Genomic DNA, 15,333 nt, shown 5'->3' with positions numbered 1-15,333 from the left:
AGATATTTATGTGGTATTTCGCTTGGATATTAGGTGTTTTACTGGCGTGCTCTTTCGGCATTATTAATGCGATGTGGTTGGAAGCAACGGAAAACATGGATAGACCCGAAGACCAAGAGTAGAAGTGGAGATAGGCTGGCCGCAAGAACACGCCGTGAACCCATCCATGGGGGCTTCGCAGCGGCATCCCTGCCGCTGAGAGTTCTTGCAGCCAGCCTACCACTTCAAAAAAAGTTAAAAATAAACGAAACAACAAAAAAGATAGAAAAGAACAGTGATTAAAGAAAAGGTTCCCAACAGACAAACACTTACTAAGTGGTGTAAGGAAGTGGATAGCGCGCAATCGCTTGGCTTGCGCCGTTCGCTTATGTCACAGGTAGCGGTTAAGTGTTTGTCGCTTTTTTCTTTAATTATTGGCTTTTATTACTTTTCTAATATTGCTCAAGACTGGGTGGTGAATAAAACACCTGCGACTCGTGGCGATGTAGTAGGGCTTTCTTGCTGCTTAGCATTGTGCTGGTTATTTCAAGGCGCGTTTAACGCCCTTTCTAGTATGGGTAAAGCGAAGGCACTTGATAAACTTGAAGCGCATTTGAAGCAGGTGTTTGTCGCCCGTCAGCATGCGCTTATCCGCCAGCACTCTGTTTATTATTGGCAAACCCTTTGGTTGCAGCATATGCAGGCTTTTACCGATTGGGCCCTAGAATATCGGGTGCAGCAAATGATAGCGGTGATAGTGCCATTGCTGGCTTTAGCCGTTATTTTTTACGTAAACCCTGTAATCGGTTTTGGTCTACTGCTTACATTACCTGTTGTGCCGCTTTTTATGATCATCGTAGGCAAAGGGGCGGCCGCACTGCATCGCAAGCACTTTATTGCGCTTGAACGATTGGGTAGCTTGTTTACCGATCGCTTGGCGGCATTGCCTATGCTGGCTAGCTTTCAGGCTCATCAAAAACAAACTGATTTGTTAAAGCAAGCCAGTGATAATTTAAATACGCGAACTATGAAAGTGGTGAGTGTGGCGTTTCTATCTAACAGCGTGCTGGATTTTTTCGCCACGCTTGCCGTGGCCTTAGTGGCGGTATTTATCGGTTTTTCATTGTTGGGTGAATTAAGTATTGGGCCTGCAATAACACTACAGCAAGGTTTGTGGGTGCTGCTTACCGTACCCTTACTGTTAAGTGAAATGAAAAAATTGGGTCAGGTTTATCATCAAAAAGCACAGGCAGAAGCCGCGCAAGACGAACTTGCTCCTTTGTTCTCTGTGTATATTCAAGCTCAAATTAAAATGCTTTCAGATACAAAAGAAGATAGCCATTCTGAGCATATAAACACACCACGCGAATCTTTGCTTTCAGCCTCTCACTTTAACGTTTTTGAGATGAACGCGTCGCTATTTACGTCGTTATCATCCTCTACAAACGAACTGCCTGCATTGCTTAGCGCAGATAGCCTTAATGTTTTTAAAGGCGATAGAATTTTACTCAGCGGTGCTTCGGGCTCTGGTAAAACGCTGTTGTTAGAAGCACTCGGTGGGCAGCGCCCTGCATCTCACAAATTTAACGAGCCGGTTGTGTGGATCACGCAGCACCCAGTAGTAACACCAGGTTCGGTACGAGAGAACTTATGCCTTGATGACTGCTATACGGATGAAGCGCTTAACGAGGTGCTTCACGCGGTAGAATTAGGGCAGTGGCTAGCCCTATTACCCTATGGACTAGACACGTTAATGACAGATTACCCATTACTTTCTGGGGGCGAGGCGCAGCGTCTATCTCTAGCTCGGGCTTTGTTGCGAGACGCTGGCATATGGTTATTGGATGAACCAACGGCGCATTTACCAGATCCCCAACATCACAGACTGGCTCAGCTTATCAACCGCCTAGGTGGCAACAAAACGTTAATTTGGGCTTCGCACAAGGCACTGCCTGCCAATTGGTTCACACACTTCTGGAGTATCAAAAACGGTGAAGTGAAAACAGTATCAATTGCTAGCCAAAGCAAAGAGCAGGCGTCGACCAATGAATAGTACTAAACCCGCCTATTTGACTTTATTGCTCGCCCTAGCTCATGGTGTAGCAGGCATCAGTATCTTGGTTATTTCTTCTTGGTTTATTGCCGTCAGCGCAATTGCGCCTGTGGGCTTTAACTATGTCATTCCTGCTGTTGTTATCCGCGCACTTGCGCTACTTCGCATTGCATCAGGCTACGCCAGTATGTGGGTTGGCCACAACGATTTACTCGCTCGAATAGCCAATATTAGATTAGGCGTATTCAGCCAGCTTGAAAACAGCCAGATTAATGAAAAAGCCTTAACGACGGAAGCACTAGCTCATCATACCGAAGAGCTTGCTAGTCGTTGGATAGCGTGGATAGCGCCGCTGTCTAGCATTATGTTTATTTTCACAAGTCTTTGTTTTATAGCCACGTGGTTTGACTTTCCTGGTGCAGGGTTGCTTATTGGCTTTTTTGCGGCGTGGTTGATAGCGGTAGTACTACAAGGGCTAAGGGCGCTTCGTATCGCTAAGCGCGCAACGTGCGCGAATGCCGAGTTTAGACAAGCGTCAAACAACTTTTTAAATAGTAGTGCAATCTGGCATTTAAACAGGGGGCTTGAAGATCAGCGCGAAGACAACGTTAATTGGGAGCACAATAGCCATAGCGCTTCTAATGCCAGTACGCTGGATGATAAAGAGAAAAAAACATCGAACATAATCGGAAAAAACGTTAGTGCTAAAGCAGTATGGCAAGAAAAGATCGAACAAAAAAATACAGCTAATCGAGCCGCGTGGTGGTTTCAGGGTATAGCGTTTTTGCTGGTTGTGCTAATGATGTCTGGAGCTTTATCCATTGCGCAGACGTTGCTTTTTGCACCCATCGCTATCGTAGTGCCTATGGTATTGCTTGCGGCGCCCGATTGGGCGGGAAACGCGTTTTCAAGCATATCTAAGTTTGCACAATACAAGCAAAGCGTAAAAGCGCTTCGGCAAATGAAAACAACACCCGTCAAGATGCTTTGCGAAAGAGAGATAAATACAGCGATAACCTTAACGGATTTTTCGATAAAAGGCCGTCGTACGAACAAAGTGAATACAAGCATGTCAGCTAAAGGTGTGGTTTGTGTGTCAGGTGCCTCTGGTTGTGGTAAATCATCTTTGCTTCAGGGGCTCGCGGGGCTACTTCCTGCCAACGGGAAACGAGAGATTGATGGCGTAACCATGCCCCCTGGTTTAGTCTCAAACTGGCGCTATGTTGAGCAAGAGCCCATCATATTATCTGGTACGCTTGCTTTAAATTTAGACCCTGCTGGACAGGAAATACCCCACAATCAAATGACGACGCTGCTGCAAGAGCTAGGTTTGGATAAGGGCTTATTATTGACTACTTGGGTAGGCAAAGCAGGACGGCCACTATCTGGTGGTGAAAGAAAGCGCGTAGCGCTAGCTCGGGCTATTTTAGCTAATCCACGAGTATTACTTGTAGATGAGCCGTTTGAAGGCTTAGACATTCACACACAACAACGTGTGTGTGACGTGTTAAACCGCTTTGCTACCGATAAGCTAGTGATAATTGCTTCACATGTCACCCCTAAAGCCCTCGCGGTGAAAAAAAACGTACAGTTAGACGAAGCGAGCATGGTTACCGTTAACGGCGAGCATCGCGCTACTTTGTAGCGAACTGCTCGAAGTCTTTTGTAATGTCTTCCAGGCTTCTTCCTTTTGTTTCAGGGAAGAGCTTGGCGACCAGTATCAAGCTCACTAAAGCGAAGCCTCCGTATATGGCAAATGTGGCGGCAGCCCCCAAATTGGCTAGCTCCCATGGGAATACCATTTGAACCAAGAAGCTTGTGAGTGAATTCACCATACCCACCAATGAAATAGCCAGTGCCCGAGTTTGGTTAGGAAATATCTCGGCCAGCATGGCCCACATAACAGGGCCCAATGACATAGCGAACGAAGCAACAAAGGCTATGATGCCAAAAAGCACTAACGGCGCATTCATAGTAATACTGCTAGTAAGTAGCGGTTGTTGATAGGTGTCGTATTCACTGCTTGTTAGCACGGCCTTAAGCGCACGTTTAAAGCTTACATCTGAATAATAGGTTTCTTTGATTAACGGAGTTAGCTTGGCAGCGACCGAAGGACTCTCTTGGGAAAGTTCTGTAATCTCAGTTTGCTGTACTTGATACGTTGCCTGCTTAAACCCATAAGTGCAGATAGCCATACTGATCACTACGCCAGTAAGACCTATCAACAACAAAGGCTTTCTGCCCCACTTATCAATGGTTAACATGGCGACTATGGTGAACGCTACATTTACCACGCCAATCAATACAGCTTGCATAAAGGCTGCATTGGTACCTACACCACTTTGTTCAAAAATAGTAGGAGCGTAAAAAAAGATAACGTTGATGCCGGTAATTTGCTGCGCAATGGCAATAATGATTCCCACCATCAAAGGAAAACGCATGGCTTTTGTTTTTAGAAAGCCAAGGCGCTCGCCTAGTGACCAAGATCTTTCTTTCAACGATGACGAAATGTCTTCAACCAGCGCTTTTGCTTGTGCATGGTCGAATAAGCGGTTTATTACCTGCTCTGCCTCTTTCTGACGCCCTTTTAATACCAGCCAACGGGGGCTGCGAGGAATAGTAAAAAGTAAGCTAAACCATAGAAGTGCAGGAATAATTTCTAGGCCCAACATATAGCGCCACAAATGTATATCTAAGCCTATGTCGGTCACCCAAGGCGCTGCGCTGTTACTTAGCTGTAATAAATAATAATTGGTGAAATAAGACAGGGCGAAACCAAACACAATGTTGAGCTGGTTTACCGACACCATCTTTCCCCTATTGCGTGGTGCGCTAATTTCGGAAATATACAGTGGGGCGATAATTAGTGAACAAAATGCGATGCCGCCGATAAACCGAGAAAGTACCAGCAGTTCGAAATTGGGAGCGAGGGCAGAGCCAACGGACGAAAGTAAATATAAGAAAGCCACAAGTATGAGCGCTTTTCGCCTGCCTATAGCGTCACTGATACCGCCAGCAAATAGCATAGCGATGAGCGCTCCAAGGGTAGGTGAACTGACAACAAATCCCTGCTGCCAGTCATTTAAGCCAAATTCAGCGTCTATAAAGCCGTTGGCTCCCGCTATTACACTGGCATCGAAACCGAAAATAAAGCCTCCAAGCGAGACAATCAGAGTGTAATACAGAGATGGAGACAGGGCTTTATTCATTTTATAGGTTGCCTAATGTATCCCTATTTATCACTTCAGGAACAAACAGGTGCTCAATTGGAGTAGGGCTCTTTATGTTATAAACATGTTGAAGCACCCAATAAGCCGCCATTTCTCCCATAGCGTGGATAGGGTTATTTATTGTGGTGAGTTTAGGGTAAAGATAGCGCGAAAATAACACGTTATCGAAGCCAACAATGGAAAGCTGTTCAGGGATATCAAAGCCAGCTTCTCTCGCTGCTGTCATTGCGCCTGAGGCCATTTCGTCGTTGGCACAAACTAGCGCAGTAAAATTTGGATAGTGTTTTTGAAGGTGAAGCATGCCTTCATGGCCTGCCGATTCGTGAAAATCTCCTTCAAACATACTAGTTTCTTCAAACTTAATCCCGGCCTCTTCAAGCGCGCGCTTGTGGCCAGCAAGCCGATCACTGGCATCTTTTTTAAACAGTGGGCCGCTGATATACCCAATATGCTTGTGGCCAGCATTAATTGCTGCCTGTGTGGCCAGATAGCCGCCTTGTTCGTTGTCTACAACAAAGCAGTTGTCATTTAAGTCATCTACCTTGCGGTTAATAACAACAACGGGAACATTACCGTCGACCAGTTGTTTTAGATACTCGTCAGACACTGCTTCAGCGTGCAAAATGAGAGCGTCGCAGCGACGACTTTTTAAAAACTCTATAGCCTCGTGTTCACGTTTTTCATCGACATGCCCGGCGGTAATGATAACGTGCTTGCCGTTTTGCTTTAGCACCTGTTCTACGGTACTCATCAAGTCGCCAAAGTAGGAGCCGTGCAGTTCTGATACGAGTAAACCCACACTGTTCGTGCGGTTTGACGCCAAAGACTGGGCAATAGCGTTGGGTTGATATCCCAATGATGCCATTGCTTCTTCAACTTTCTTGCGCGTGCGCTCACTTACCCGCGCGTTACCATTCATAACACGAGAGACGGTAGCCAGCGATACACCCGCAGCTTCTGAGACTTGATAAATTGTTGCCATACAGTTCGGTACTTATTCTTATTTGATACCGCTAATGTACCCATTTAAACGGCTCTTAACCAGTTTTGAGTAGGCCAAAGCACTTTGTTTCAATGTACGTTTTTGCGTCTCATAGTCTACATAGACAATGCCAAAGCGTTTTGAATAGCCTAGCGCCCATTCAAAGTTATCCATTAGACTCCAGGCAAAATATCCGCGTATATCCACGCCTTGCTTCATCGCCTCATCAACCGCGTTAAGGTGGGTATGGAAATAGGCAGTTCGATCGTCATCTTTTACTTCGCCGCCAATTAGCTCATCGTTCATTGCCGCACCGTTCTCAGTGATGTAGATAGGCGGCAGCGCGTAGCGCTGATTAAGATCGACTAATAATTCTGTAAATGCATCTGGCGTGATTTCCCAACCCATAGCCGTAAGTTCGGTGGTAGCAGGAGGGACAACTTCAAACCAACCTGCGCCGTCACTTTTATAGAGAGTGCGGGTGTAAAAGTTGATACCCAAATAATCGATAGGCTGTGAAATAAGATCCATATCACCATCAAGGATCTCAGGCCTAACTTCTGCGTCTAGTCGCTCGATTACGTCAGGGTACTTACCATCTATGATTGGCTGCAAATACCATTGATTATGATATTCATCGGCAAGTTTTGCGGCTTCAATATCGTTACTGTCACTGCCTATCGTATGGCAGTTGCTAAAGTTAAGCACAATCCCATTTTTGCTGTTTGGGCACAGGCGCTTAAGTACTTTTAGCGCTAGGCCGTGAGCAAGTAGTAGGTGATGAGCTGCTCGACGCCCGTTAGCCATGCCTGTTTTGCCAGGCGCGTGTATCCCTTCTTCGTAACCTAGGTAAGCAGAGCAGAAGGGCTCATTTAACGTGGCGTATGAATAAACTTTTTCGCCTAATGTACTTGCAACAGCTTCGGCATATTTCTCAAATTCAAAGGCGGTGTCGCGGTTGAGCCAGCCTCCGTTGTCCTCTAAGTGTTGAGGAAGGTCCCAGTGATATAGCGTTACGAACACTTTCATGCCACGTTCAATAACCTCGTTCACTAGGTTGACGTAAAACTGCATGCCCACTTCGTTGATGGTGCCATCCTGATTCATTACGCGAGGCCAAGAAATAGATAGGCGATAAGCGTCTAAGCCAAGGGAGTCAATAAGTTCAATATCCTGTTTCCAAAGCTTCACATGATCGCAGGCAATATCTCCGTTTGTGCTGTCGGAAATTGTATTTTCTTCTGCACAAAACGTATCCCAAATACAATCTAACCTTCCCCCTCTATCTCCTTCTATTTGAAAGCTTGATGTAGCCACACCAAATAAAAAATCTTTCGATAACATCGCTGAAGTAGAAGGGAGGTTAATTTCTGGCATCGTGAGAATGTCCTGATTATTACAAAATCTTATATTTACAATGTGCAATACAAAGTAAATAACATCATATTTACATTGAATTCGATAACGCTTCATGTAATTATCTGCTCAATGTAAGCGCTTACAAAGTTATAAAAGGGCTATTTTTGCTGTTGTGTAAGCGCTTTCAATTCTAAATCTATCATTAATTCGAAAAATAGCAACAGAGGTTATTTGTGGACACACCAGTGCAGCCTAATAATTTAAACGCCCAAGAGGGAAATGTGAATGGTAGTTACCGTTTTGCACTTATCTCGCTTACTACGTTGTTTTTCATGTGGGGTTTTATAACGTGCTTGAACGACATTCTCATACCTTATCTAAAAGGGGCTTTTAATTTAAGCTTCACACAAGCAATGCTTATTCAGTTTTGCTTTTTTAGTGCCTATTTTGTCGTATCTTTACCAGCCGGTATGGTGGTGTCGCGCATTGGTTATCAAAAAGGTATTGTTCTAGGTTTGGGCATAGCCTGTGTTGGATGTTTGTTGTTTTTCCCTGCTGCCTCGACCCAAATATACGGTATTTTCTTACTAGCACTTTTTATCCTGGCGTCGGGAATTACCGTTCTTCAAGTCTCTGCTAATCCGTATGTTACCGCTCTTGGTGACCCTAATACTGCGTCTTCACGCCTTACGATGACTCAAGCGTTTAATGCGTTTGGTACCACAGTTGCGCCGTTTTTTGGCTCCTACCTGATTTATGGGGCTACCGGTGAACATGGCGGCGGCACGCCAAGTGCGTCAGATGTCCAGGTGCCTTATCTGATTCTTGCTGCTTCGTTACTTTTATTAGCGCTCGTTTTTATGTATTTGAAGCTACCTAAGCTAAATCATACCAGCGCCAGTACGGGTGTATTTAAAGGCGGCGCGTGGCACCACAAGCATCTTGTTTTAGGCGCAGTAGGCATATTTATGTATGTAGGCGCTGAAGTTGCTATTGGCAGTATGTTAGTGAACTATTTAGCGAGTCCTGCAGTTGGGGGGCTTACCGAGGCAGGTGCTGCAAAACTTCTGGCTTACTACTGGGGTGGTGCCATGGTCGGACGATTCATCGGTGCAGTAGTCATGCAAAAAATATCTGGCGGTTATGTGTTGGCGTTCAACGCCTGTGTTGCGATCGTATTAATTTTGTTATCCCTTTCAAGTACAGGAAGCGTAGCGCTATGGACTATACTCGGTGTGGGCTTATTTAACTCAATTATGTTTCCAACCATTTTTAGTCTTGCCCTTCAGCAGTTGGGGAAAGATACGCCGCAAGGCTCAGGTATTCTATGCTTGGCAATAGTAGGTGGCGCTATCGTGCCCTTGCTTCAAGGAATGCTGGCGGACTCTATTGGCGTCACATTGTCGTTTTTACTTCCAGCTTCTTGCTATCTCTACATCGCCTATTATGGTCTTGTGGGAAGCCGCGTAGCTAAATTTCAATCCACTGAAAAGTAACGAGGATTAATAATGCGAAAAAGTCTAATCGCAAACGTTGTTACAGGTGCACTAGTTAGTGTTTTAGTTAGTGCTTGTACAACCGAGAATAACGCTTCTTCAGTTAACAGTGCCAATGATAAACCGAATAAAGCCAGTGAAATTTGGCCTGCATTAAATATCGAGGTGAAGGCTGACCCAGCGGTAGAAAGCAAGGTTTCAGACATTCTTTCTACCATGACACTTGAGCAAAAAATTGCACAGATGATCCAGCCTGAAATTCGCAATATAACCGTCGAGGATATGCGTCAGTACGGATTTGGTTCTTACCTAAACGGTGGTGGCGCATTCCCTAATAACGACAAGCATGCGACACCTGATGACTGGGTAGCGCTTGCCGAAAAGCTATATCAAGCGTCGGTGGATGACAGCCTTGATGGCTCGACTATTCCGACGATGTGGGGAACGGATGCGGTTCACGGTCATAACAATGTTATTGGTGCGACTTTATTTCCTCATAACATAGGTTTAGGTGCAGCAAACAACCCTGAGCTAGTAGAGGAAATTGCCCATATCACAGCAAAAGAAGTGATGGCGACAGGCATTGATTGGGTATTTGCACCAACGGTTGCTGTTGTACGTGACGACCGCTGGGGTCGTACTTATGAAAGTTATTCTGAAGACCCTGCCATTGTTAGGGAATATGCAGCTTCTGTTGTAAAAGGCCTTCAGGGCGCTGCAGAAAAAGATTTTTTAAGCGACCAGCGCGTTATCAGCACAGTAAAACATTTCGTGGGTGACGGTGGAACGGTTGGTGGTGATGACCAAGGCGACAATATTGCCAGCGAGCAAGACTTGTTCGATATTCATGCCCAAGGTTACGTGGGCGGATTAACGGCGGGTGCTCAGTCGGTTATGGCGTCTTTTAACAGCTGGAATGGTGAAAAGCTTCATGGTCACAAATACTTATTAACTGACGTACTTAAAGATCAAATGGGTTTCGATGGATTCGTAGTCGGCGATTGGAACGGCCACGGTCAAGTAGCCGGCTGTAATAACGAAGACTGCGCTCAAGCCATTAACGCCGGCTTGGATATTTTTATGGTGCCTAGTGACTGGAAGGTGCTTTACGACAACACAATCGCTCAAGTGAAAGATGGCACTATTGCAATGTCGCGTATTGACGATGCGGTTCGCCGAATTCTTCGCGTCAAAGTTCGAGCAGGCCTATTTGACAAGCCAAGTCCGGCTAATCGTCCGCTATCGGCCGACCGCTCATTAATTGGTAAAGCTGAGCACCGTGAAGTAGCCGGTCAAGCGGTTCGTGAATCGCTAGTGTTATTGAAAAATAAAGATAAAACTTTGCCGCTTTCGGCGACTAAACGCATAATGGTAGCAGGTGATGGCGCCGACAATATCGGCAAGCAATCAGGTGGTTGGAGTGTTACGTGGCAAGGCACAAATAATACGAATGATGACTTCCCAGGTGGCAGCTCAATTTATGACGGTATTAAGGCGCATGTAGAAAACGGGGGCGGTGACGTAGAACTTTCGGTTGACGGTAGTTTTGAAACCAAGCCTGACGTGGCGATAGTTGTTTTTGGTGAAGAACCTTATGCTGAAGGCCATGGTGATAGAGAAACCTTAATTTATCAGCACGGCAGCAAAAAAGACTTAGCACTGCTAGAAAAACTGAAATCCCAAGGTATTCCTGTGGTATCGGTGTTTATCAGTGGTCGTCCAATGTGGGTAAATGCTGAACTTAATGCTTCTGACGCGTTTGTTGCTGCTTGGCTTCCGGGCTCTGAAGGTGCAGCGGTAGCCGATGTACTTTTTGGTAAGCATGATTTCAAAGGTAAGCTTTCTTTCTCTTGGCCATCGGAACCTCAGCAAATCGTGAATAAGGGCGATGAGACCTACGAACCATTGCTACCCTATGGATTTGGTCTAACCTTTGATGCCGAAAACGTATTAAGCGATTCGCTAAACACTGAGATAAAAGTAAGCACTGATAACAACGAGGCAATGGAAGTTCTAAACGGTGCCGTTCAGTCTCCATGGGTGTTGTGGTTGTATTCGGGTGATGAGTCGTTAACAGTGAGTGCAAGCACTCATACTGTCGGAGCATTGACGTACCGCACCGTCGATAAGGTGGTTCAAGAAGATGCCCGTAAAGTGACATTTGATGGCTCTGAGTTCGCGGCGATGCGCTTTGCAAGTAAGAGCTTTTTCCGCGAGGATTTAAGTGCGCAATTACTCACGCAAGGTGCGCTTAGCTTTAATGTAAGCCGTCATTCAGATATCACGCAGCCTGTAACTGTGGGAATGAACTGTGAAGGCGAGGGCGACGCGCCAGGAAGTTGCTCAACACAACTTGATATCAGTGAGCAGCTTAAAGCAATGCCTGTTGATACCTGGACGAATGTGAGTATTGACCTACAGTGCTTTGTTGACGAAGGTATCGACTTTACCGGTCTTGTAGTACCGTTTGAATTAGGTAGTGCGGGTAAAGCAAGCTTGAGTGTGGCAGATATTCAGTTTAAGCCAGGTGCGGCAGAGTCAGCGAGTATAAGCTGTCAGGATTAACTAGAAAGCTTAAGTATTAACGCTACTACTTTATGAAAGTCGCCAGCCTAAACGCTGGCGACTTTTTTATTTGTAATCACCCGTTACTACGTAATAATGCCTTAGAGAAAAAAGTGTTTTAAAAACCATTGTTGATGCTTTTTGAGAAAATATGCCAAGTACAGGGTTAGCGTTTTCGGACTCAAGAATTACAATGTTCTCAACTCATTAAGACTTGAATTCACAGATTGTTTTAGTCTTTATGACTGAAAATAAAAATGCTACTTCCGCCAAATTTGTTATCCACATTAAGTTCATCGTTACTTTGTTTAATAAGCTCCTATGTTTCCATATCTTTTGGTACTGAGAAGTACTTGGATAAAAGGTTTGTGCGCTGAATCTTGGGGAAATACGCACTTGCCGATAATTATCAACAATCGAATCTACAATTTTTTTAAGCCTCGAAAACCGGCGTTATTTTTGAAGGGAAAGGTCAGGTGACCTAAAGTGAGTTCCTTTCTACCATAGCGTGCTTAGGCACTTGCTTGTCTAATACTACTCTTACCTCAGTCCCTTTGTTCAGGTTATCAAAATTGAAAAGTACTTAGTTGAAGAGTACTTTGGAAAATTTGAGCGCGCTTAAAACAAAAAAAGGGCCTTAAAAAGGCCCTTAGCGTAATAGCTTGATAACTTAGAAAGAATATCTAGCGCCTAGCGTGTAGCGAGGACCATATTGACGAGCAAATAAGAATTGCTCTTCAAAGCGGCCGTAACCACGCTCGGTTTCGTCGTTGATGTTTACACCTTCTAGGAAGACCGTTAAGTGCTCATTTACATCGTAGTTGATGCTGGCGTCAACCTGACCAAAGGTGTCGAACTGAGTCGCTGGGTTATCCGCCGAGCCCTGCGCTTGACCAATACCAACTAGATAGTCTGAACGCCATGCATAGGTTACTTTAACTGACAAGCCTTCTTTCTCGTAGAACACTTGAAAGTTAGCAGAATCACTGATGCCTACCAGCGGGTTTTGCTGTTCAAGGTCGTACGGGTCATACTTTACGTCACCGTCAACAAGCGTTGCGTTAGCGCCAAAACCGAAGCCTGTTTCACCGAACGTATGTTGAACGGCAAGCTCGATACCTTCTACTGTTCTAGAATCACTAAGGTTACGAGGTTTAACCACGTTCCACTCAATAAGCGGGTCGTCTGAGTTAGGCTCAACAACGCCATCTGCATCAGCGTAGCCTGCTTCTCTGAAGTAGTCGTAAATGTTACTGTTGGTGGCCTGAATGCCTTCTGCCTGAAGTGCAGAAACAGCTTCTTGCCATCTTGGCCCCTGATAGATGTCGTTTAGGCCGTCAAAGGTCTCAAGCCTACCTTGGGTATCGATATAGTTTTTCACTGACTTTCTGAATAGGCCGACAGACGCATAGCTCGCTTCGTCGTAGTACCATTCGAAAGATAAGTCTAAGTTAGTTGACTCATATGGTTTAAGGTCGGTACTGCCTTCAGATACTACCCTCGAGCCAATTTTAGGGCTTCCGCTAAATGAACGTCCGCCTTGCAAGAAACCGATAGGTGCGCGAGTAATTGATTTACCCCAAGAGAAGCGGGCAACAATATCGTCTGTTACATCAACTTTCACGTCGAACATAGGAAGCAGTACATCGTACTTACCGGTAAAGTCCTGCTCTTCAACGCCGTCTTGGAAAACAGTGATCCACTCGCCAGCCGCAACCCAATTAACCTGAATAGGTACGCGAACTTCAGCCGTGCTTGGTACTTCCGTTTCTTCGTAGCGAAGACCTGCGTTAACCTGAACATAGTAATCGCTAACTTCAAAATCCCATTCAGTCTGTACGTAAATTGAGTCTGTTGTCTCTTCTACATTACTTACTGAAGGATCGCCGCTGAAATATGGGTCGATAGAGTACGCATTGCTCTCACCCACAACATCAGCAGTGATGAATTGAAGCTGACGCGCAATGGCTTCATCGAAGTCAAAGGTGTAGTAATAGCCAGGGTTCATGCTTGCGCCACCACCATCAAAGGCGTTTAAGAAGCCTGAGGTGTCGTTGCGAACGAACATGCTGTCTGGGAAAATTTCCGTAAACGACGGGCTAAAGCCAGGTCCGCCGCGTAGTCCGCTCCATGCGGTAAAGCCAGAAAGAGACTGTTCTGTGCGAGCTACACCAAAATCAATTTTAACAAGCGGAATATCCCACGCAGAGTTATACCAAGTACCGTCTAATTGCAGTTGCTCAATGTCAGAGCGTCCTGGTGAATAGATGAACTGACTGAAGTTAGAGTCAATTTCACCCGGCATAATTTCGTTGGTGCCGTTATTCCAGTTTACATAGACTTGTGGGATTTCACCTTCACGGTAGTCATAAACTTTAGACTCTAACTGATTTGAACCAAGAATGATCTGCCCAGCGCTACCCAGCCCTTCGTCATAACCATTGTCGGTTTTGTTGTAAGAATCATGGTAATCCAAACGTAAATGCCAATCGTCATTTACCATCCAGTCTAAGTTTACACCCAGTGAGCGGGCGTCAACGCGAGTGGTATTGCGGCTTGCGGTAAACGAGCCGTCATCGCCACTGATATCTGCATAAACAGCTGTGCCGTTCTCATCAAGCTCATAAGCATTAATGTTAGCACCAAAGTTGTTCCATATACCCCAACCTACAGTATTAGTGCCGGTGGTAGCGCGAGACGCCGTGTAGTCTATGGTTGCAGTAAACGCATCTACAGGGCGGAACTGGAAAGTAACCTGACCATTCGAACGTTCACGTTGAATGTCGTTAATGCTGTAGTTCATGTCTTTCGGGAAGAACGCTACATCGGTAATATTGGTGCGGTTATCAACAACATTACTTGGATCTATATTTTGAGGAAGGTCTTCATTCTCTTGAAGTACCCAACCTTGAATGCTAGCAGCTTGTTGTTGGAAATCACGCTCTTGGTGAGAGAATGAAACGCCGAACCCGAACATGTCGTCCGCGAAGGTATTGGTGTAAACACCTGCAATTTCTGGCGTTACATCGTCACCAGCTTCGTTAGACGTATCGTAAATACCTTTCACTGAAATAGTTGCGTTTTGTCCTGACTGGGCAAGCGGCTTCATAGTAATGATATTTACCGTAGCACCTAAACCACCACTTGGGTTTTCTGCACGGGCTGTTTTTTGAAGCTCTAACGTGCTTACGCCTTCAGATGAAAGGTTGGCAAGGTCAAATGAACGGGTAAAACCAGTACCCGGCATTTGACGACCGTTTAGTGTCACTAGGTTGAATTCTGGACCAAAACCTCGAACGGTAATTTGGCTACCTTCACCGTTATTACGGCTAATGGTTACACCGGTAATGCGTTGCAGTGCTTCTGCTAGGTTTGTATCAGGGAATTTACCTAGCTCTTCAGCTGATATGGCGTCTACTACACCGTTTGAACTGCGCTTTAAGTCCATCGAGCGGATCATGCTGCCGCGAATACCGCTAACTTGTATAACTTCTACTTCGCCTTCCGCGGGTGTTGCCGTTTCCGCCTCTTGTGCGTAGGTAGGTAGTGCTAGTGTGGAGCCCATCAACAAAGCCATTGACGTGGCAAGCTGGGTCTTTTTAAAAGTAGTGTGTTTCATAATTGCCCTACTGATTCTTATCAATAAAACACCGCCACCCGTTTTCGAGC

General features: G+C 45.4%; 9 protein-coding genes. 5 read left to right on the top strand and 4 right to left on the bottom strand.

Annotated features, from left to right (window positions below):
• Window positions 1-8 precede the first annotated feature (8 nt).
• The 3 genes from cydX (at window position 9) to ACM0P2_RS18600 (ending at window position 3,677) form a co-directional block, all read left to right on the top strand.
• Window positions 9-122 (top strand): cytochrome bd-I oxidase subunit CydX, encoded by a 114-nt coding sequence (gene cydX / locus ACM0P2_RS18610; protein WP_012519975.1) that lies wholly within the window; start codon window positions 9-11, stop codon window positions 120-122.
• 152 nt (window positions 123-274) lie between these two features.
• A complete protein-coding gene (locus ACM0P2_RS18605; protein WP_419226976.1) occupies window positions 275-2,032 on the top strand; it encodes an ABC transporter transmembrane domain-containing protein in 1,758 nt (585 codons plus the stop codon).
• Window positions 2,025-3,677, top strand: a complete 1,653-nt coding sequence (locus ACM0P2_RS18600) for an ATP-binding cassette domain-containing protein (RefSeq protein WP_419226975.1) — start codon at window positions 2,025-2,027, stop codon at window positions 3,675-3,677. Before ACM0P2_RS18605 ends, ACM0P2_RS18600 begins: the two co-directional genes overlap by 8 nt.
• Here the strand turns inward: ACM0P2_RS18600 and ACM0P2_RS18595 are convergent.
• Genes ACM0P2_RS18595 through ACM0P2_RS18585 form a run of 3 tightly spaced genes read right to left on the bottom strand, consistent with a single transcriptional unit; the run spans window position 3,667 to window position 7,621 of the window.
• Window positions 3,667-5,241 (bottom strand): sugar porter family MFS transporter, encoded by a 1,575-nt coding sequence (locus ACM0P2_RS18595; protein WP_159119776.1) that lies wholly within the window; start codon window positions 5,239-5,241, stop codon window positions 3,667-3,669. The two genes, ACM0P2_RS18600 and ACM0P2_RS18595, sit on opposite strands and share 11 nt — an antisense overlap.
• Before the next feature lies 1 nt (window position 5,242).
• Window positions 5,243-6,244 carry a LacI family DNA-binding transcriptional regulator gene (locus ACM0P2_RS18590; protein ID WP_159119775.1) on the bottom strand — a complete coding sequence of 334 codons (1,002 nt, stop codon included), beginning with the start codon at window positions 6,242-6,244 and terminating at the stop codon, window positions 5,243-5,245.
• An 18-nt stretch (window positions 6,245-6,262) separates the two neighbouring features.
• The gene (locus ACM0P2_RS18585) at window positions 6,263-7,621 is read right to left on the bottom strand and encodes a GH1 family beta-glucosidase (protein ID WP_159119774.1); all 1,359 of its coding nucleotides are present in this window, start codon (window positions 7,619-7,621) and stop codon (window positions 6,263-6,265) included.
• 215 nt (window positions 7,622-7,836) lie between these two features.
• Between ACM0P2_RS18585 and ACM0P2_RS18580 the strand changes: the two genes are divergently transcribed.
• Complete coding sequence (locus ACM0P2_RS18580; RefSeq protein WP_105932607.1) at window positions 7,837-9,099, top strand: sugar MFS transporter; 1,263 nt, start codon at window positions 7,837-7,839, stop codon at window positions 9,097-9,099.
• Window positions 9,100-9,111: 12 nt separating this feature from the next.
• The gene (locus tag ACM0P2_RS18575; RefSeq protein WP_419226974.1) at window positions 9,112-11,664 is read left to right on the top strand and encodes a glycoside hydrolase family 3 protein; all 2,553 of its coding nucleotides are present in this window, start codon (window positions 9,112-9,114) and stop codon (window positions 11,662-11,664) included.
• Between the two features lie 670 nt (window positions 11,665-12,334).
• On the opposite strand, the gene ACM0P2_RS18570 is transcribed toward ACM0P2_RS18575, so the two are convergent.
• Window positions 12,335-15,283 carry a TonB-dependent receptor gene (locus tag ACM0P2_RS18570; RefSeq protein ID WP_159119772.1) on the bottom strand — a complete coding sequence of 983 codons (2,949 nt, stop codon included), beginning with the start codon at window positions 15,281-15,283 and terminating at the stop codon, window positions 12,335-12,337.
• Window positions 15,284-15,333: the final 50 nt, after the last annotated feature.

Source organism: Alteromonas sp. OM2203 (genome assembly GCF_048517045.1).
GTDB classification, from domain to species: Bacteria; Pseudomonadota; Gammaproteobacteria; order Enterobacterales; family Alteromonadaceae; genus Alteromonas; species Alteromonas gracilis.
Note: the sequence above shows the minus strand (reverse complement) of the source record. Positions and strands in the feature narration are given on the sequence as shown.

What these genes read in the sequence shown, in the direction of transcription:
- cydX (WP_012519975.1), top strand. Translation starts at nt 9, where the DNA reads ATGTGGTATTTCGCTTGGATATTAGGTGTTTTACTGGCGTGCTCTTTC.
- ACM0P2_RS18600 (WP_419226975.1), top strand. Translation starts at nt 2,025, where the DNA reads ATGAATAGTACTAAACCCGCCTATTTGACTTTATTGCTCGCCCTAGCT.
- ACM0P2_RS18595 (WP_159119776.1), bottom strand. Translation starts at nt 5,241, where the DNA reads ATGAATAAAGCCCTGTCTCCATCTCTGTATTACACTCTGATTGTCTCG.
- ACM0P2_RS18590 (WP_159119775.1), bottom strand. Translation starts at nt 6,244, where the DNA reads ATGGCAACAATTTATCAAGTCTCAGAAGCTGCGGGTGTATCGCTGGCT.
- ACM0P2_RS18585 (WP_159119774.1), bottom strand. Translation starts at nt 7,621, where the DNA reads ATGCCAGAAATTAACCTCCCTTCTACTTCAGCGATGTTATCGAAAGAT.
- ACM0P2_RS18575 (WP_419226974.1), top strand. Translation starts at nt 9,112, where the DNA reads ATGCGAAAAAGTCTAATCGCAAACGTTGTTACAGGTGCACTAGTTAGT.
- ACM0P2_RS18570 (WP_159119772.1), bottom strand. Translation starts at nt 15,283, where the DNA reads ATGAAACACACTACTTTTAAAAAGACCCAGCTTGCCACGTCAATGGCT.